The organism is Vibrio sp. Of14-4 (genome assembly GCF_022347625.1).
Taxonomy (GTDB): Bacteria; Pseudomonadota; Gammaproteobacteria; order Enterobacterales; family Vibrionaceae; genus Vibrio; species Vibrio pristinus.
In genome coordinates this window covers 70,169-88,896 of the sequence record NZ_JAKRGI010000015.1, presented here as the reverse complement: position 1 = coordinate 88,896, position 18,728 = coordinate 70,169, and the positions used below count along the sequence as shown (strand labels likewise).

Sequence of the window (18,728 nt, the reverse complement as noted above, 5' to 3'; positions counted from 1 at the left end):
AAGTAAAAGGGGGCGTTAACTTTCTTCTCCATCAACAGTCGAGACAAGATTAACTCTCCCTTCAACAACTTGGTTACGGCCGTTTTCTTTGGCGTTGTAGAGTGCAACATCGGCACGCTCTACAGCGCTTTGCCACTCTTCATCACGTAACTGTGTAACCCCAAAACTTGCTGTACAGCGATCTTTTTTACTTGGCAACATTCGAGAGTGTTCTATCTCCTCCCTTAATTTTTCTGCCACAATCAGTGCTTTCTCGATGTCGGTATTGGGTAGTAATACCATGAACTCTTCCCCACCATAGCGAAAACTCAGATCATCTCTACGAGTGTGTAATTTGAGTATACGGCCGGTTGTTCGTAGTACCTTATCCCCTATCTGATGGCCATAAGTATCGTTCACTTGTTTGAAATGGTCGATATCAAGTAAGACTATCGATAAAGGTTGACCATGCCTAAGAGCTCTAGCGACCTCTGTTGGAATCAACTCCTCAAGTGCACGGCGGTTATATAGTTGAGTTAGTTCATCTTTAATCGCAGTATCATGCAGTGTCGCCACTAAGCGCCCTGTCAGCATCCAAGTCACTGAAAAAAAGATTAGGATAATCATGAGGAGAGTACTAACAAAGGCTAATTGATGCACAGTTCCTGCACGCATAAAGTCATCGATCACACCTTCAAATAGACTCCAGCCAAAACGAAACAAGTTATAACTAGACTGAATCGCGAGCCCAACAGAAAGTAAAACTGTCGAAGGCGATATGTCAATGCTTTTGCCCTTGTGATTGGCAATAATAGAGACAAAGCACATGGTCGAGATGTAAATCGACATCAAAATCACCCTCGCGTTAGTCGAAGGCATGAAAAAAGTAAAATATGTTAATCCAACAACAAGGACAGGAAAGCTGTAGAATCCGACATTAGCGAGCTTCACGCTAAAGCCTCTAAACTGACAAATTCCCATGAGCAACAAAATATAGCTAAATGCCATTAAAGAATTCGCTAGGATTTTGGATATCCAAAGAGTCACATTATTGCCGAAACTAAGAAAAAAGAAGCTAAGAGAAAGTAATAGTAAAGAAGTCGCTATGGTATTGATGCCACATACGCTTGGCTGAAGTCTCTGAATTAAAAAAAGCCCTATGCAGTAACATACGGAAAGTAACACACAAATAATTGATAAAGTGGCAATATCTAAATGTATTGTCATTGATAGGACGTCCTAAACTTACCCAATAGGATAAGTTTAGGAAATCTAACCAGACTCATCAGTCTTTTACGTGTATTTGGTCCAAGTTGAATTAGCTTAAATTGAAAACCTCCGATAATTTAAAAAAGCAATTATCGGAGTTTTAGTGACAGTTTTCAGTTATGTGCTAAACAGCTTGTGTTAGCTCTGGCAGTATTTCAAACAGATCTCCCACTAAACCATAGTCGGCCACCTCAAAGATTGGCGCTTCCGGATCACTATTGATAGCAACAATCACTTTCGAATCTTTCATACCAGCAAGGTGTTGAATAGCGCCAGATATTCCAACCGCGATATAAAGCTCAGGTGCAACTATTTTCCCTGTCTGGCCCACTTGTAAATCATTAGAGACAAAGCCGGCATCCACTGCGGCACGAGAGGCGCCAATAGCAGCATCAAGCTTGTCCGCTAATTGCTCGATTAAAGCAAAATTTTCCTTACTGCCTACTCCTCGACCACCTGATACAACTACTCTCGCAGCAGGTAAGTCTGGACGAGCACTTTGCGTTTTTTGACGTTCAATTAAATCAGACATGTCGTTACCGATATTAATGTCGACAACCTTGATTTCAGCTTTCACATTATCAGTGACCGCTGCATTATCAAACGCCGAGCTTCGGATTGTCATCACTTTAACTTTATCTAATGACTTTACTTTGGCCAGCGCGTTACCAGCATAGATAGGACGAATGACTGTGTCCTCAGATTCGATTTTGATAACATCCGATAGTTGACCTACACCAAGCAAAGCCGCAACCCTAGGCATCAAGTTCTTGCCAAACGTTGTCGCAGGAGCAAAAAGATGTGAATAACACGCCGCGACTTGCTGAATCAATGGCGCCGTATTCTCTGCGAGCTGCTTTTGATAAATCTCCGAATCTGCCACTAGCACTTCTGAGATGCCTTCAACACGAGCGACAGCATCCACAACATTCTGACAATCACAACCAACAACAATTGCGCTTATTGATTGATTAAGCGCTGTAGCGGCAGAAATCGTTTTTAGGGTATCACTACTTAGATCTTGGTTATCATGCTCAACAATGACTAACGTTTTTGAATTCATTCCCATCTCCCTATAAGACCTTAGCGTCATTTTTAAGCTTAGATATCAACTCACTGACATTGGCTACCATTTCCCCTGCCGTCCGCGCCTTTGGTGCCATTACCTCAATGATTTCATGAGTTGATACCACTTCTACACCTAAGTCATCTGCGGTAATAACCTCCAGTGGTTTCTTTTTCGCTCTCATGATATTTGGCAAGGATGCATAGCGTGGTTCATTGAGCCTTAAATCGGTACTAATGATCGCAGGCAACTGAAGTTTTACGGTCTCAAGTCCGCCATCGACTTCTCGAGTCACGCTGACATGATCATTGTCTAAACTAACATCAGAGGCGAAAGTACCTTGAGGGCGGTTGGTTAGCGCCGCTAACATCTGAGCGACTTGATTGTTATCTGTATCAATTGACTGCTTACCAAGAAGAACAAGCGCTGGATTCTCTTTGTCCATGACCGCTTTCAACAATTTTGCAACGGCGAGAGGCTCAGGAGATACATCATGTTTGATATGTATTGCCCTATCAGCTCCTAATGCAAGTGCTCCTCTAAGGTTTTCTTGACTCGCAGCATCTCCTATCGACACGACGACCACTTCATTCGCTTTGCCAGACTCTTTTAAACGAACCGCTTCTTCTACTGCAATTTCACAAAATGGGTTCATGGACATCTTAACGTTATTCGTTTCAACACCGCTGCCATCACTCTTCACCCTAACTTTTACATATGGGTCGATCACACGTTTTATGGCTACTAGTACTTTCACATCTCCTCCTTGGTGCTAAAAGTAACTACACAACAGTAACAGGCTGATATTCAGAATGTTTATACTGAGTTTCTCGATTATATTTTGCCGATCGGCTTCACATTAAACACAATTGGTCACCGATTCTGTCATATACATAGCTTAGTAAAGTTTACGTTTACGTCAACTAGACTATATTGATTAGTGTTCAAAAGTTGGAAAGGTAGGTTTACACCAATGGAAAGAGAATGTATGGAGTTTGATGTTGTCGTAGTAGGTGCAGGTCCTGCAGGGTTATCAAGCGCAATAAAACTTGCACAGCTTAGTAAAATCAATGACATGCCTGTATCTATTTGCGTTGTGGAGAAAGGCGCTGAAGTTGGTGCTCATATTCTTTCTGGTGCACTATTTGAGACAAAAGCCTTAGATGAATTATTTCCTGACTGGAAAGATTTAGAAGCTCCGGTTAATAACCCAGTGAGCTTGGATGAGTTTGTCTACATGACATCACAACACAATCATGTGAATATACCGTCTTTTTTGACCCCCAACCTTATGCATAATAGCGATAAAAATCATGTTATTAGCTTGGCTAACCTATGTCGTTGGTTGGGTCAAAAAGCCGAAGAACTTGAGATTGAAGTTTATCCTGGATTCGCTGCGACAAGCATAAATTATGATTCAAGTGGAGCAGTGATTGGTATCAACACCTCTGACATGGGACTCAATAAGACGGGGGAGCAAAAGTCCTCATTTGAAGCAGGTATCGAGCTAAAAGCAAAATACACTATTTTCGCGGAAGGAGCGCGAGGACATCTAGGCAAAGAGCTAATCGAAAAATTCCAGCTCGCCAATGAGTGCGAACCTCAACACTACGCCCTAGGACTCAAGGAAATATGGCAAGTCCCTGATGATCACCCTAAATACCGAGCTGGTCGTGTCCTACATGGTGCGGGCTGGCCGCTGAATGAAACTAATTCAAACGGCGGTAGCTTTCTGTATCACTTAGATAATAATCAAATCGTTGTGGGGCTTATTGTTGATTTAAACTATTCTAACCCTCATCTCAGTCCATTTGACGAGTTTCAGCGTTACAAACACCATCCTTTGATAAGTCAGTATCTTAAGGGCGGAGAAAGGATAGCTTATGGTGCTCGGGCAATCGCCAAGGGTGGGCTTCACTCTCTGCCAAAGCAACAGTTTCCTGGTGGCCTGCTAATAGGCTGTGATGCGGGCACCCTTAACTCAGGCAAAATCAAGGGAAGCCATACGGCTATGAAGTCAGGTATGTTGGCTGCTGAAGCCGTCTTCTCACAGTTAAGAGTAGAAAACAGTCAAACCACACCTGACTATAAAAGTGATTTTGAACAATCTTGGCTTTATACTGAGCTCCAATTAAGTCGAAATTTTGCCTCATCAATTCACAAATACGGTGCCATTGCTGGCGGTGCTCTTGCAACATTGGAACAAAATGTTTGGCATAAGCTATTTAAACGACCGGCTCCATGGAATATCTCAGACACCAAGCCAGATCATCTTGGAATGAAAGAAATCTCTGAGTGCTCAAACGTAAACTATCCAAAACCTGATGGTAAGCTGAGTTTTGACCGACCGTCATCTGTCTATCTATCTGGCACACAACACGAGGAAGATCAACCCTGCCACTTGGTGATTAAAAACGTAAATATACCCATTGAGAATCATTTACCAAGGTTTGACGAGCCAAGCCAACGCTATTGTCCGGCTGGAGTATATGAAATTATCACCGTCGATAATAACCCTAAGCTTCAAATCAATGCAGCCAATTGCCTGCACTGCAAAACATGCGATATTAAAGACCCTTCGCAAAACATCACTTGGATACCACCAGAAGGTGGGGGTGGCCCCAACTACCAAAATATGTAGTAAAAAACAGTAAGGCACGCTACTACATAGCGTGCCTTTTATTCGACGAAAATACGTTTGTTTACATAAAGATTCCGCCATCAACCTCGAATACACGAGCATTGACGTAATCATTCTCAAAAATGAACTTGGCGGTTTGAGCAATTTCTTCAGGGGAGCCCATACGACCAACAGGAACCATCTTCTCCAGACGCTCACGAGCTTCTGGTTTCATTCCTCCCGTCATCGATGTTTCTATCACACCAGGTGCAATGGCGGCGGCCCTAATTCCATAGCGAGCAAGCTCTTTACCCCACGTGGTCGCCAGTGTTGCTACCGCAGCTTTCGACGCAGCGTAATTACTCTGACCAATATTCCCAGCTCTTGCAACACTGGAAATATTAATGATCACTCCGTTTCGTTGGGTATTGATCATCTGCGCAGCGGCTTCTCGGCCACAGAGAAAGGTGCCATTAAGGTTTACATCGATTACTGAGTTAAATTGCTCAAGAGACATCTTGGTCATTTCATCGTCTTTCACCTTGATCAATAGGCCATCTCGAAGGATACCTGCATTATTAATCAAACCGTCCAGTTGACCGAAATCTCTCACAATGTCACTAAATACCTGCTCAACTTGCTGCTCGTTTGTGACATTAACCTTATAGGTCAATGCTTTCACTCCCAACACATTGCACTGTTCCTTGGTATTTAGCAAGGCTTCATCATTTACATCGAGTAAAGCTAATTCAGCTCCCGCTTTTGCCAATGTTGTCGCCATCATCTGACCTAAACCTTGTCCGGCCCCAGTAATAGCTATAACACTATGTTTTAGTTCCATTCGCGTACCCCATTACTTTTCTGATTGATAAAACTCGAACAAACTTGAAAAGTCTAGCTCCTCATTACCATTTGCGTTATGAAAAGCATACAGATTTCGTGCGAGAGATCCCATTGGGACCGAAGATTGGCTCATTGAAGCCGCATCTAACCCAAGTCCTAAGTCTTTGAGCATCAGCTTACTCATAAATCCTGGACGATAGTCATTACTTGCTGGCGAAGTCTCCATAACACCAGGACAGGGATTATAAAGTTCCAAAGCCCAATTGCGACCAGAACTCTGCAGCATAATGTTAGATAAGACTTTTGGATCAAGCCCATTATCAATGCCAAGATTCAGCGCTTCGCAAGTACCAGACATTAAAATACCTAACATCAGATTGTTACATATTTTACCCATTTGTCCGTCGCCCGCTTTACCTGCATGGAAAATATTCTTACCCATATGTTTGAGCACATTCTCAGCTTTAGAAAAAGCAGCCTCGGAGCCACCAACAATGAATGTTAATGTTCCAGCTTTAGCTCCAGCCACACCGCCAGATACTGGAGCATCAACAAAATCAAGGCCCTTTTGTGCAGCGCTCTCAGCAACCATTTTCGCTGAATGAGGATCAATGGTTGATGAATCAATCAGAAATGCCCCATCTTCAACCAAATCCAATAACCCTTTCGAGCCTTTATTATCACCGAGGTATACATCTTTTACATGCTGGCTAGCGGGGAGCATAGTAATGATTGATTCGGCGTCTTTTACTGCATCCGCGATAGAAGATGCTGCGTAGGCGCCTGCTGACTCTAAAACTTTTACCGCTTCTGGCATCAGATCAAACACTCGCACATTAAACCCTGCCGACAACAAATTCTCCGCCATGGGTCCACCCATATTACCTAAACCGATAAACGCAATGGTGTTCATGAGTAATTTCCTTATTTTTAGTAGTGACCAAGTGACGCTAATGGGTGGTCATTTTCATCCCATAATGAGCTAAACAAGTTGTTGATCGTACCTGTATCAACATTGTCGACTCGACTATATCGCCATTTAGGCTGGTTATCTTTATCAATTAGACGGGCTCGCACACCCTCACGGAACTCGCCGAGCAAACAGCTACGAACAGACAAGCTGAGCTCAAGGCGAAAACAATCTGCCAACGACAAATCACGATATTGTGTCAATTGGCGATGACAAACATGCGCTGTAATCGGACTGCCCAAAGCATGATTGCTTTTAGCGATTTCCATCCATTTCGTCTCTCCAGACAACCCGAGAATATTTTCACTTACTTGAGTAACATTTTCTGCATTGCATGCTTGTTTTATTTCATCTATAAAAGGCAGCATTTGTGGGTCAGGCTGATGTCCATTAACTCTATCATTCAATTGATTGAGAAGTACGCTCACTTCTTGATATACATCTTCAATGTCTGACCAAGGCGTGTCTTTAAGACAAGAGAGTAAATCCGCTTTGTCATCAACACGAACAATGTGATCGGCAAGCCCGATACCCAATGCGTCAGTGGCGTTGACCATAACCCCTGTCATACCAAGAAATAGTCCAATTCCGGGATCTAACTTATTCAAGAACCATGTGGCCCCAACATCTGGGTAAAGCCCGATACTGATCTCCGGCATAGCGAGGCGACTTTCTGGAGTAACCACCTTATGGCTAGCCCCCATAAAGAGTCCCATTCCTCCGCCCATCACAATACCCTGTCCCCAAGCAATCATGGGTTTGCAGTAGGTATGGATCAAGTAATCGCATTCATATTCAAGTTTAAAGAAAGACGTACAATACGATGCAATCTCATCAGAAGAACCACCACTCATCTTATCGTGCATAGTGCGAACATCACCACCAGCACAAAAAGCTTTCTCTCCCTGCCCCTCAAGGAAAACACAAACTATGTTATCGTCTTCATGCCAGACCTCTAGCTGAGTTTTAAGCTGCATCAACATGTCATAGTTGAGAGCATTTAACGAAGGTGCATTATCAAGCGTTGCGACACCAATCTTTGCATTTCCTTCTTTACACTTTAGCTCTTCAAAACGAACCAATGCTGTCATACCTCCCCCTATCTATTTTTCCATTGAGGTGGACGCTTCTCCAAAAAGGCATTCACGCCTTCCGTCTGATCCTCTGTATCAAATAATTGGATAAACAATTCACGTTCTCTGACTAATCCATGAGCCAAGGGATTGGTTCTGGTATTTTGAATCAAAGATTTACAGGCCTTCACCGAAGATGGAGATTGATTAGCAACCATTTCTGCAAGACTTATTGCCGCATCTAGCACATTGCCTTTACTGACAACTTCCTCGACCAATTTAATATTTAGAGCGTGCTCTGCTGTGACTTGCTCTCCGCACAAAATCATGCGTTTCGCCCAACCTTCACCCACCAAAGCTGTTAAGTTTTGTGTTCCCCCAGCACATGGAAGCAGGCCAACTTTCGCCTCTGGGAGCGCCATAACGGCTTGCTCTTCGGCGATACGAATATCACAAGCAAGTGCAACTTCTAGTCCCCCTCCCATGGCATACCCATTAATTGCAGCAATGGAGACGCCTCTAAAACTCGATAAAGCTTCAAATGCCGCACCAAAAAGACGAGACATATCAACCGCTACTGCTTTATCACCACTGGCAAAAAGTTTTAAATCGGCTCCAGCAGAGAAAAACTTCTCCCCCTGCCCAGTTAAAACTAACGCATAAACGTCTTTATTCTCGTTCAACGCTAAAACCAGCTGTTTAAGCTCTGTAAGGCTTTCCGCTGTCCAGGTGTTAGCTGGTGGATTATTCATGGTGACAATTGCCACATGATTTTGGATAGTGTGCTCAATGGCACCGCTCTCTGAAATATTCATTGTAATCTGTCCCTAAAATTAAAGTAGCTGAGAGCCTTCTGATAGCACACGGCGAGCAATAATCAAACGCATGATTTCATTGGTTCCTTCGAGAATTTGATGAACTCGAACATCCCTAAAATGGCGTTCCATAGGATACTCTTTAATGTACCCATACCCGCCGTAGAGCTGTAAAGCCTGATCGCAAATTTTAAATCCAACATCTGTCGCAAACCGTTTCGCCATCGCACAATATGCCGTAGCTTCCGAGTCCTTATTATCTAATTTACTCGCCGCTAAACGCACCATTTGTCTGGCCGCAACCAACTCGGTGACCATGTCAGCCAATTTAAACTGCAAACCTTGAAAGTGAGCCAGCTCTTTACCAAACTGCTTTCTTTCTTTGACGTATTGCAGAGCCTCATTAAGAGCTTGTTGCGCTGTACCAATAGAACAAGTCGCGATGTTTATGCGTCCACCATCTAAGCCTTTCATCGCAATCGAGAACCCTTCCCCCTCTTCACCTAGGCGGAAGTACTCCGGCACCACAACATTATCAAAGGTAATCGCGCGAGTAGGCTGACTGTTCCACCCCATTTTAGGCTCTTTACGTCCGTAACTTATTCCATCAGCATCGGCAGGAACAATAAACGCTGAAATGCCTTTTGCCGATTGGTCTCCTGTACGCGCCATCACAACAAGAACATCCGTATCGCCTGCGCCAGAGATAAAGGCTTTACCACCGTTTATAACGTAAGTATCAGCTTGTTTTTTTGCGCTTGTCGTCAGCGATGCTGCATCTGAACCCGCATTCGGCTCAGTTAAACAGTAGGATCCTAGCCATTCCCCAGAAATCAGGTTTGGACAAAAAGACTGTTTGGCCTCTTTAGAAGCAAAGCTCGCAATCATCCATGTCACCATATTATGAATGGTCATAAATGCCGTGGTTGAGGTGCAGCCCATGGCAAGTTGTTCAAAGATAATCGAAGAATCTAATCGGCTTAATTGCAGTCCACCTTCATCTTCCGGTGTATACAAACTTAGAAAACCCAGTTCTCCGGCGGCTTTAATGACATCCTTAGGAAATACTTGCTTTTCATCCCATTCTGCCGCCATGGGAGCAAGTTGCCCCATGGCGAACTGCTGCGCCGTTTCTGCGAACGCGCGCTGGTCTTCATTTAATTCAAAATCCATTTCGCCTCCCGCTATCGCAACTGAATGGTTAGATTTGGCCCGGTCGGGATATCGTCATCAAACCAACGTGAAGTAACCGTCTTGGTTTCCGTATAGAATCTAACGGCTTGCTTTCCATATGCATGTAAATCGCCATAAAAACTGCCACGCCACCCTGTAAATGAGAAGAAAGGCAGTGGAACAGGAATAGGTACGTTGATTCCCACTTGTCCAACTTGGATTTCATGCTGATATTTGCGTGCTGCTGCACCATTGGCAGTAAATATCGACGTACCATTCCCATATGGGTTGTTATTGATTAGCTCGATGGCCTCATCTAGGGTATCGACTTCCATACACACTAACACAGGTCCAAAAATTTCCTGCTCGTAGATGGACATATCTGTCGTAGCACCTGTAAACAGCGTCGGACCTAACCAATTTCCTTGTGGCATTCCCTCAACATTGCATTGAGTTCCATCTAACTGGCATACAGCGCCTTGAGCTTTACCTTCCTCAATGAGCGCTACCACGCGGTTTTTCGCTTCTCTGCTGATAAGCGGACCATATGCAGCTTTATCGTCATTCCACGCACCAGGCTGCATCTTAGCCATCTCTGTTTTCAGGTCTTCGATCCATTCTTTTGTGCTACCCACAAATACAGCCACTGAAATCGCCATACAGCGCTGTCCAGCTGCACCGACTGAGCTGCCAACCAAGTTGTTGATTACCTGTGCCTTATTCGCATCAGGCATAACGACCATATGGTTCTTTGCGCCTGCAAAAGCTTGAACTCGTTTGTTATAGTCTGTACCCGTTTTGTAAATGTATTGAGCGACGGGAACAGACCCGACAAAAGAAACAGCTCGGATGGTAGGATGCTTTAGCAAAGTATCAACTTGCTCTTTTCTGCCATGAACGACTTGCAACACACCTTTAGGGGCGCCGGCTTGTTCAAATAGTTCTGCTAACCTCATCGCGGTAAGAGGCACCTGCTCTGATGGCTTAAGAACAAAGGTATTTCCGGCTGCAATGGCTAGTGGGAACATCCACAAAGGGATCATGGCTGGAAAGTTAAACGGCGTAATACCACAGCAAACACCAAGCGGTTGAATCATTGAGTAAGAATCGATATCTGTTGCAACATTTTCAACTGTCTCACCCATCATGTTACTGGCAATATTGGCTGCTTGTTCAACGACTTCAATCCCTCGCCAAACATCACCTTTCGCATCAATTAAAATTTTGCCTGTTTCTTTTGAAAGTAGCTCTGCAAGCTCATCATGATGCTCTTTAAGTAAATGCTGATAACGAAGCATGACACGTGCGCGCTCTGATATCGCCACGTCCTTCCATGATTTAAAGGTCTCTGCAGCATTTTTTATTGCATGTTCCATTTCTTGTTCTGTTGCACATGGAACCTTAGCAATCACTTCGCTTGTGGCTGGATTTGTGACCTCAACCCACTCGGTTGTTTGAGACTGGCAGAATTCTCCACCAATGAATAAGGGAACTGACTGAATCATCATTGATTATCCTTGTTTATTATAATGGTATTTCTATTCCAATAGCGGTTGCTTCACCACCACCAATACACAGTGATGCGATACCCTTCATCACACGTTTTTCTTTCGAACTGCCATCACCACTTAATTTTTGAAGCTGACGCAAGCTATGAATCAAAGTCACGATAATTCTTGCACCGCTTGCACCAATCGGGTGACCTAGTGCACAAGCTCCGCCTTTTACGTTCACTTTTTCACTATCAAGACCAAGTTGCTTAACGGCAATCTGAGTTACGACGGCGAAGGCTTCATTGATTTCCCACAGATCTACTTCATCAATATCCCAATCAAGCTGGGAGAGCAAATGCTCAATAGCGTGCACTGGTGCAATAGTAAATTCAGATGGTTGACGAGCATGAGTAGCATGCCCCTTGATTATTGCTAGTGGTTTCAAGCCTTTCTGCTGAGCTAACTGTCCATCCATCACGACAAGCGCTGCAGCCCCGTCAGAAATGGCACTAGAGTTTGCCGCTGTGATAGTTCCATCTTTAGCAAATGTAGGTTTAAGTTGTTGAATTTTCTCTGGTTTTATAGATGGCGGTTGCTCGTCATAATCCAGTACTTCACCATTTCGCAAAGATACAGAGACCATTTCATCGTCGAATAACTTTTGCTGCTGCGCTTGCATCGCTCTGCCAACAGAAAGTGATGCCCACTCATCCATGTTCTGGCGCGTAAACTCCAACTTATCCGCAATTTGTTGACCAAATACGCCCATCAACTCACCTTGATAAGCATCCTGAAGACCATCAAGGAACATGTGATCGTAGCTGGATTTGTGCCCCATGCGCATCCCAGACCGTGCTTCTTTGAGAAGATAAGGGGCATTGGTCATACTTTCCATACCACCAGCAAGGACACAGTTAGCACTTCCAGCTCGGATAAGATCATGTGCCAGCATCACGGATTTCATTCCTGACCCGCACACTTTGTTGACCGTCGTACAACCGACAGCTTCATCCAAACCTGCCCCTAGCGCGGCTTGTCTTGCTGGCGCTTGACCTGTTCCTGCTGGTAACACGCACCCCATGTACACTTCGTTTATCAATCCAGCAACTTCCGGGTGCTCTTCAACAGCAGCTTTGATTGCCATAGCCCCTAGCTGAGGCGAAGAATATTCAGATAGCATGCCTTGAAAACGACCCATTGGGGTTCTCTTCGCCGCTACGATCCAAATCTCTTTCTGTTCCATTCCCTACTCCTCATGACGGTTTAAAAACGGCTCAGCCCATCAAGCAATTGCGTTGCGACTGTCTTAAGCATCACTTTTACTCGTTAGGCCATTAAATTTTTGCACGTTTATTCCTTGACGTTTACGTAAGCATAGCACTAACATTTACGTTAACGTAAACAAACACATTCGCAAACTGTAAAATCTTTTTTACCGTCGTAGCGGACAGTGTGATTGTCTATCACCAAACTTGGGGAGTTTCACCTGGTGGGAACCTACAAAATCAGCGAGCTCGCAAAAGAGTTTGATATCACAACAAGAAGTATCCGCTTTTACGAAGATATGGGCCTTATTCAACCTGAACGCAAAGGAAGTATGCGCGTCTATCAACGTAGAGACAAAGTTCGTCTCAAACTGATTTTACGAGGAAAACGGCTGGGTTTTTCGCTCGCCGAGATCCGTGACTTGTTGGAGCTTTACGATACAAATCAGCTGGATACTCAATTAATAAAAATGCTCAAAATCATCGACGACAAGGAAGCCGTACTCAAACGTCAGTTGGAAGACATCACGATAGTCTTAGAAGATTTGAATACTGCTCGAAAACGATGTGAAGAGGCTTTAGAGCGTTCTAAAGCAAGTTGAACTGTCATCAATATGGATGTTGTGCTTAACAGAAAATCAGCCAATCGGAGGCGATATGATATCTCAATACACCCCTCTCAATTTCGGACTCGACGAGTCAATCAACATGTTGAGAGAGCACGTCAATGCTTTTGCTCGAGAGCAGATAGCCCCTATAGCGGCTAAAGTGGACGAAGAAAACCAGTTTCCCAACCATCTTTGGGCTGAAATGGGAGCAATGGGATTGCTTGGTGTCACAGTTGATGAAGAGTTTGGTGGTGCTGGTATGGGCTATCTTGCTCATGTGGTGGCGATGGAGGAAATTAGCCGAGCTTCAGCCTCCGTCGCTTTGAGCTATGGTGCCCACTCAAATTTATGTGTGAACCAAATATTTCGCAATGGCAATGCTGCCCAACGAGAAAAATATCTACCGAAACTAATTAGTGGTGAGCACATTGGTGCTTTGGCTATGAGTGAACCCAATGCTGGTTCTGACGTGGTAAGCATGCAACTTAAGGCCGAGCTTAAAGGTGATCACTATGTACTTAATGGTAACAAGATGTGGATCACTAATGGTCCAGATGCTCATGTTCTTGTTGTGTACGCAAAAACTGACCCTTCCGCAGCATCGAAAGGGATTACTGCTTTTATCATCGAAAGGGATTTTGAAGGCTTTAGTCATGCTCAAAAGCTAGACAAACTTGGGATGAGGGGATCGAATACCTGTGAGCTGGTATTCAATAACTGTAAAGTGCCGGTTGAAAATGTCCTTGGCGAGGTAAATCAAGGCGTAAGAGTTCTTATGAGCGGATTGGATTATGAACGTGTCGTACTTGCAGCAGGCCCACTTGGCATTATGCAAGCCTGTCTTGATCTCGTGGTTCCTTATGTCCATGACCGCAAGCAATTTGGTCGTTCTATTGGCGAGTTTCAGTTAATCCAAGCAAAGGTTGCAGATATGTACACCCGAGCTAATGCCGCGCGCTCTTATGTTTACGCCGTAGCAAGCGCATGTGACCGAGGAGAAACAACCAGAAAAGACGCAGCTGGAGCTATCTTATACAGCGCGGAAATGGCCACTCAAATTGCCCTAGATGCTATCCAGTTACTTGGTGGCAACGGCTATATCAATGAATTCCCTGCCGGGCGTTTATTAAGAGACGCAAAACTTTATGAAATTGGTGCAGGAACGTCAGAAATTCGCAGGATGCTTATTGGGCGTGAGCTGTTTGAAGAGTCACGCTAACGAGGATGTTATGGCAGTCATTAAAACTAAAATAAAAACCGATTCCCCATTGTTTGTTAAAAACCAGCAAGCAATGACAGGGCTTGTAGAAAAACTCAGTGCAGATCTAGAGAGCCTTAAACAAGGTGGAGGCCCAAAAGCCGTTGAAAGACAGCGCAAGAAAGGAAAATTGCCTGTTCGCGAACGTATCGATCTTCTGCTTGATCCAGGATCAGATTTCTTAGAAGTGGGCCAATTTGCGGCATGGGAGGTATACGAAGAGTCCGTCCCATGTGCTGGCGTCGTGGCAGGAATTGGCCAAATCAAGGGTGTACCTTGTATGGTTCTTGCAAACGACCCTTCTGTTAAAGGTGGAACTTACTACCCGCTCACCGTCAAAAAACACCTTAGAGCACAAGAAATAGCGGAACGATGCAATCTACCTTGCGTCTACTTGGTCGACTCTGGCGGTGCTAACCTCCCACATCAAGCCGAAGTGTTTCCTGACAAAGATCATTTTGGGCGGATATTCTTTAATCAGGCGCGTATGTCAGCCAAGGGCATACCACAAATTGCGGTTGTGTTAGGTCCTTGTACTGCGGGGGGCGCCTATATACCTGCCATGGCAGATGTGTCTGTAATCGTCAAAAAACAAGGCACGATTTTCTTGGCAGGTCCTCCGCTTGTCAAAGCAGCCACTGGTGAGATTGTGACAGATGAAGAGCTTGGCGGTGCCGATGTTCACTGTAGGAAATCTGGTGTTGCCGATTACTACGCAGAAAATGAGCAACAAGCGATGCACATGGCTCGTGAAGCACTATCAAGCTGTAATCAAGTGGCAAATCAGGCTCCTGTCGACACAGCTCTCCCCCCAAGACTGCCAGCTGAAGAAATATATGGCATCGTCAATTCAGACCTACGCCTGTCTTTCGATGTTCGAGAAGTAATTGCACGTATCGTCGATGACTCAGACTTTGATGAGTTTAAAGCCTTATTTGGTACAACGCTCGTTTGTGGATTTGCTCGAATTGAAGGCAGGCTGATCGGGATCGTCGCCAACAATGGCATTTTGTTTGCTGAATCCGCACAGAAAGGTGCTCACTTTATCGAGCTGTGCGCAAAACGTAAGATCCCTCTGTTATTTTTGCAAAACATAACCGGTTTCATGGTTGGGAAAAAAGTTGAAGAAGGCGGTATTGCCAAACATGGCGCTAAGCTCGTTATGGCAGTCGCCTGCGCTGATGTGCCTAAGTTTACCATTATTATCGGCGGCTCATACGGCGCAGGTAATTATGGAATGTGTGGCCGAGCATATGACCCTACTCTAATGTGGATGTGGCCCAATGCCAGAATATCTGTGATGGGCGGTGAACAGGCAGCTGGGGTTCTAACCCAAGTCAAACGCGAGGTGTTGAAGCGCCAAGGTGAGCCATGGTCTGACATTCAAGAAAATCAATTCAAGAAAGGAATTGTCGAATTGTATGAGCAGCAAGGCCACCCATACTATGCCAGTGCAAGACTGTGGGACGATGGAATTATCGATCCGAAACAGACCCGTGACATATTAGCACAAGCACTCAAAGCGGCGGCTCAAGCGCCTATTCCTGATAGTCAATTTGGCATCTTCAGAATGTAAGGAAACGGTATGAACAACACCAAGGATAGGACATACCTAGACTGCCATATTGATTCACGTGGCATTGCAACCTTGACGCTAAATCGCATTGAAAAACACAATGCTTTTAATGCCGAAGTCATCGAAGCATTAATTGAATCCATCGAATCACTGGCTCATGATGAGTCAGTTCGATGTCTAGTACTGCAAGGAAACGGCAAACATTTTTCTGCCGGTGCTGATTTGGCATGGATGAAATCTATGGCAAGTAAAACTGAGCAAGAAAACCGCCAAGACGCATCTAGGTTAGCGTTTTTGATGCAATGTTTAGACAATTTCCCGCATCCGACTCTTGCTCTTGTCCACGGCTGCGCCTTTGGCGGAGCATTAGGGCTAATCTGTTGCTGTGATATTGCGTTGGCAGATGACAGCGCACTCTTTTGTCTCAGCGAAGTAAAATTAGGCTTAGTGCCTGCAACCATTGGCCCCTACGTGAATCGTAGTATTGGTGCTCGCCAATCAAGACGCTACATGTTGACGGCTGAGCGATTTGATGCGATGCAAGCCCTGCATATGGGGCTGATTCATGAAGTCGTCTCTTCAGAGCAAATCAGCGAACGCCGAGAGCACATTCTTTCCCACCTACTTGTTAACAGCCCTGTGGCAATGACAAAGACTAAGCTCCTTATTCAACAATGCGAGTCTAAACCATTGACGCATGAGCTGATTGATTATACTAGTGAGCTTATTGCAAAAGTTAGGGTATCAGAACAGGGGAAAGAAGGGCTGAGCGCATTTTTTGAGAAGCGCTCTGCGAGCTGGGTAAGTGAGGGGCAACCATGATCCCAAAAATAGATCTGCCTCAGTCAGTAAAAATTGTTGAAGTTGGACCTCGTGATGGCCTGCAAAATGAGAAAGCAGTATCAACAGAAGCTAAAGTAAAGCTCATTGATCAGCTTTCATCCTGCGGGCTTAAATTTATTGAAGCGGGCGCATTTGTGTCACCCAAATGGGTGCCACAGATGGCGGACTCATTGGAGGTAATGCAGCAAATTAAGCGTCAACCTAATATTTGCTACAGTGCCCTAGCCCCTAATTTAAAGGGATTAGAAACCGCAATAGCGGCCAAAGCAGATGAGGTCGCAGTATTTACTTCGGCCTCTGAAGGGTTTTGCCAAAAAAACATCAATTGCTCCATTGAAGAAAGTTTGGAAAGGTTTAGACCCTTAATAGAACAAGCCCGACAACTGGATATTCCTGTTAGGGGTTATTTATCTTGTATCCTTGATTGCCCCTATGATGGACCAACTGATCCAAACGAGGTTGCAAAAGTAGCTCGCTCCCTCATTGATCTGGGTTGCTATGAAGTATCTCTCGGCGACACCATAGGCACAGGTACGCCGATGCGAACAGCTAGAGTCATAGAAGCTGTGAGTAAAGAAGTTCCTCTTGAGCGCATCGCCGTTCACTTTCATGACACCTATGGGCAGGCATTAGCTAATATTTACCAATCCCTGCAAATGGGTATTAGAGTGATAGACAGCAGTGTTGCTGGACTTGGCGGTTGCCCATATGCTGCTGGAGCTTCCGGTAATGTCTCCACAGAGGATGTCGTTTACCTGTGCCATGGCTTAGGTATAGATACTGGAATCGATCTACACCTGCTTGCTCAAGCTGGTTGGGATATCAGTGATACGCTGGGTAGAAAGCCAACATCCAAAGTATCACTCGCCTTGCAACGCTAGATCAGACTGGCTCTTGGGCTGATGTGATTGCAGTAGTAAACATATCATGATCAGCCCTATACCTACCCACCCAGACGCTTCGATACGCTCACCAACTATACTTACTGCAAATACAGTCGCAACAACAGGTTCAAAAAGCGTAAGTAAGCTTGCCTGACTTGCTGACACCACTTTTAAACCATACCCAAAGCAGACATACCCTAGAAACATTGGGACTAACGCCATATATAAAGCAACTGAAGTGCTTAATTGTGTGTCAAATAGCCCATCGCCAGTAAAAATAAGTGAAGGGATAAGAAATACAGCACCTAAACCAAAAACACTTCCCATCGCAGATTTTGAATGCGCCCCTTTAGTAATCAGATCTCTCGCCACCCATGCATAAATCGCGTAAGTCAAACCGGCTAACAACCCTAGGCTAATACCAATATGATGATCTATCTCAGACGATTCTATAGCGACAGATGAGTCTGAAAAGACCAGTAAACTTATGCCTAATGTGCCGATAAGAAGACTGAAGGTCCAAAGTAAATCCACTGTATTATTTTTGCTATAAAGACGTTCTATGATAGCAACAAACAATGGCGCACTAGATATAGACACGACCGTACCGATAGCCACTCCAGCCATCTTCATCGAGGTATAAAAAGCGAGAGGATAAACCGCTAAGGCTAAGGCTCCAATACAAACTAACCACCTGTTTTCATTCAATATCATCCTATCGCTAATGATTGTTTTTCGCGCTAGCAATGCTAATAATAAACCGCCTAAGCCCATAGAAAATCCGCCAATCGCCAAAGGACTTACATTGGGGATCAATGAAGCAGCCGTTCCTGTTGTTCCCCAAAGCAAAGACGAGAATAAAATCAAACCTATGCCAACTTTTCTCTGTTTTTGATGTATCGTGAGTTTCATTACCATTTTCTTTTGTATGCGGTTAATGCACAAATGATAATGAAAAAAGATTAGACACACTTTGCAGATAAGACACTAAAG

17 protein-coding genes are annotated in these 18,728 nt (G+C 44.5%); 6 read left to right on the top strand and 11 right to left on the bottom strand.

What is annotated here, in order from left to right:
* Nucleotides 1-15: 15 nt before the first annotated feature.
* From MHN79_RS15015 to MHN79_RS15005, 3 genes are all read right to left on the bottom strand, one after another.
* Nucleotides 16-1,206: a GGDEF domain-containing protein gene (locus MHN79_RS15015; RefSeq protein WP_239173545.1), complete on the bottom strand. Its 1,191-nt coding sequence runs from the start codon at nt 1,204-1,206 to the stop codon at nt 16-18.
* Nucleotides 1,207-1,372: 166 nt separating this feature from the next.
* Nucleotides 1,373-2,311: an FAD-binding protein gene (locus tag MHN79_RS15010; RefSeq protein ID WP_239173544.1), complete on the bottom strand. Its 939-nt coding sequence runs from the start codon at nt 2,309-2,311 to the stop codon at nt 1,373-1,375.
* 10 nt (nt 2,312-2,321) lie between these two features.
* Complete coding sequence (locus MHN79_RS15005; protein WP_239173543.1) at nt 2,322-3,071, bottom strand: electron transfer flavoprotein subunit beta/FixA family protein; 750 nt, start codon at nt 3,069-3,071, stop codon at nt 2,322-2,324.
* A gap of 216 nt (nt 3,072-3,287) precedes the next feature.
* Between MHN79_RS15005 and MHN79_RS15000 the strand changes: the two genes are divergently transcribed.
* Complete coding sequence (locus tag MHN79_RS15000) at nt 3,288-4,955, top strand: electron transfer flavoprotein-ubiquinone oxidoreductase (RefSeq protein WP_239173542.1); 1,668 nt, start codon at nt 3,288-3,290, stop codon at nt 4,953-4,955.
* Between the two features lie 61 nt (nt 4,956-5,016).
* On the opposite strand, the gene MHN79_RS14995 is transcribed toward MHN79_RS15000, so the two are convergent.
* From MHN79_RS14995 to MHN79_RS14965, 7 genes are read right to left on the bottom strand one after another with little or no spacing between them, the layout of a single operon-like run.
* The gene (locus MHN79_RS14995) at nt 5,017-5,775 is read right to left on the bottom strand and encodes an SDR family oxidoreductase (protein ID WP_160930931.1); all 759 of its coding nucleotides are present in this window, start codon (nt 5,773-5,775) and stop codon (nt 5,017-5,019) included.
* Nucleotides 5,776-5,787: 12 nt separating this feature from the next.
* Nucleotides 5,788-6,690: a 3-hydroxyisobutyrate dehydrogenase gene (mmsB, locus tag MHN79_RS14990; protein WP_114786408.1), complete on the bottom strand. Its 903-nt coding sequence runs from the start codon at nt 6,688-6,690 to the stop codon at nt 5,788-5,790.
* Nucleotides 6,691-6,707: 17 nt separating this feature from the next.
* Nucleotides 6,708-7,838: an enoyl-CoA hydratase/isomerase family protein gene (locus MHN79_RS14985; RefSeq protein WP_239173541.1), complete on the bottom strand. Its 1,131-nt coding sequence runs from the start codon at nt 7,836-7,838 to the stop codon at nt 6,708-6,710.
* Between the two features lie 8 nt (nt 7,839-7,846).
* Nucleotides 7,847-8,635, bottom strand: coding sequence for an enoyl-CoA hydratase (locus MHN79_RS14980; protein WP_239173540.1), 789 nt, complete (start codon nt 8,633-8,635; stop codon nt 7,847-7,849).
* Between the two features lie 18 nt (nt 8,636-8,653).
* On the bottom strand, nt 8,654-9,808 hold the full coding sequence (locus MHN79_RS14975) for an acyl-CoA dehydrogenase family protein (RefSeq protein WP_239173539.1): 1,155 nt from the start codon (nt 9,806-9,808) through the stop codon (nt 8,654-8,656).
* Between the two features lie 11 nt (nt 9,809-9,819).
* Nucleotides 9,820-11,313, bottom strand: coding sequence for a CoA-acylating methylmalonate-semialdehyde dehydrogenase (locus MHN79_RS14970; protein ID WP_239173564.1), 1,494 nt, complete (start codon nt 11,311-11,313; stop codon nt 9,820-9,822).
* A gap of 19 nt (nt 11,314-11,332) precedes the next feature.
* Nucleotides 11,333-12,544, bottom strand: coding sequence for an acetyl-CoA C-acyltransferase (locus MHN79_RS14965; protein WP_239173538.1), 1,212 nt, complete (start codon nt 12,542-12,544; stop codon nt 11,333-11,335).
* 246 nt (nt 12,545-12,790) lie between these two features.
* Between MHN79_RS14965 and MHN79_RS14960 the strand changes: the two genes are divergently transcribed.
* The 5 genes from MHN79_RS14960 to MHN79_RS14940 are packed head-to-tail and all read left to right on the top strand — an operon-like array spanning nt 12,791 to nt 17,732.
* On the top strand, nt 12,791-13,168 hold the full coding sequence (locus MHN79_RS14960; RefSeq protein ID WP_114786443.1) for a MerR family DNA-binding transcriptional regulator: 378 nt from the start codon (nt 12,791-12,793) through the stop codon (nt 13,166-13,168).
* 55 nt (nt 13,169-13,223) lie between these two features.
* Nucleotides 13,224-14,393 (top strand): isovaleryl-CoA dehydrogenase, encoded by a 1,170-nt coding sequence (locus MHN79_RS14955; protein WP_239173537.1) that lies wholly within the window; start codon nt 13,224-13,226, stop codon nt 14,391-14,393.
* Nucleotides 14,394-14,403: 10 nt separating this feature from the next.
* Nucleotides 14,404-16,008: a carboxyl transferase domain-containing protein gene (locus tag MHN79_RS14950; RefSeq protein ID WP_239173536.1), complete on the top strand. Its 1,605-nt coding sequence runs from the start codon at nt 14,404-14,406 to the stop codon at nt 16,006-16,008.
* Nucleotides 16,009-16,017: 9 nt separating this feature from the next.
* Complete coding sequence (locus tag MHN79_RS14945) at nt 16,018-16,830, top strand: enoyl-CoA hydratase/isomerase family protein (RefSeq protein ID WP_239173535.1); 813 nt, start codon at nt 16,018-16,020, stop codon at nt 16,828-16,830.
* A gap of 8 nt (nt 16,831-16,838) precedes the next feature.
* Nucleotides 16,839-17,732 carry a hydroxymethylglutaryl-CoA lyase gene (locus MHN79_RS14940; protein WP_239173563.1) on the top strand — a complete coding sequence of 298 codons (894 nt, stop codon included), beginning with the start codon at nt 16,839-16,841 and terminating at the stop codon, nt 17,730-17,732.
* Here MHN79_RS14940 and MHN79_RS14935 read toward each other — a convergent pair.
* A complete protein-coding gene (locus MHN79_RS14935) occupies nt 17,712-18,647 on the bottom strand; it encodes an EamA family transporter (RefSeq protein WP_239173534.1) in 936 nt (311 codons plus the stop codon). The genes MHN79_RS14940 and MHN79_RS14935 overlap by 21 nt on opposite strands.
* Between the last annotated feature and the right edge of the window lie 81 nt (nt 18,648-18,728).

Coding starts and splice junctions, on each gene's coding strand:
- MHN79_RS15015 (WP_239173545.1), bottom strand. CDS start 1,206: ATGACAATACATTTAGATATTGCCACTTTATCAATTATTTGTGTGTTA.
- MHN79_RS15010 (WP_239173544.1), bottom strand. CDS start 2,311: ATGAATTCAAAAACGTTAGTCATTGTTGAGCATGATAACCAAGATCTA.
- MHN79_RS15000 (WP_239173542.1), top strand. CDS start 3,288: ATGGAAAGAGAATGTATGGAGTTTGATGTTGTCGTAGTAGGTGCAGGT.
- MHN79_RS14995 (WP_160930931.1), bottom strand. CDS start 5,775: ATGGAACTAAAACATAGTGTTATAGCTATTACTGGGGCCGGACAAGGT.
- mmsB (WP_114786408.1), bottom strand. CDS start 6,690: ATGAACACCATTGCGTTTATCGGTTTAGGTAATATGGGTGGACCCATG.
- MHN79_RS14985 (WP_239173541.1), bottom strand. CDS start 7,838: ATGACAGCATTGGTTCGTTTTGAAGAGCTAAAGTGTAAAGAAGGAAAT.
- MHN79_RS14980 (WP_239173540.1), bottom strand. CDS start 8,635: ATGAATATTTCAGAGAGCGGTGCCATTGAGCACACTATCCAAAATCAT.
- MHN79_RS14975 (WP_239173539.1), bottom strand. CDS start 9,808: ATGGATTTTGAATTAAATGAAGACCAGCGCGCGTTCGCAGAAACGGCG.
- MHN79_RS14970 (WP_239173564.1), bottom strand. CDS start 11,313: ATGATTCAGTCAGTTCCCTTATTCATTGGTGGAGAATTCTGCCAGTCT.
- MHN79_RS14965 (WP_239173538.1), bottom strand. CDS start 12,544: ATGGAACAGAAAGAGATTTGGATCGTAGCGGCGAAGAGAACCCCAATG.
- MHN79_RS14955 (WP_239173537.1), top strand. CDS start 13,224: ATGATATCTCAATACACCCCTCTCAATTTCGGACTCGACGAGTCAATC.
- MHN79_RS14950 (WP_239173536.1), top strand. CDS start 14,404: ATGGCAGTCATTAAAACTAAAATAAAAACCGATTCCCCATTGTTTGTT.
- MHN79_RS14945 (WP_239173535.1), top strand. CDS start 16,018: ATGAACAACACCAAGGATAGGACATACCTAGACTGCCATATTGATTCA.
- MHN79_RS14935 (WP_239173534.1), bottom strand. CDS start 18,647: ATGAAACTCACGATACATCAAAAACAGAGAAAAGTTGGCATAGGTTTG.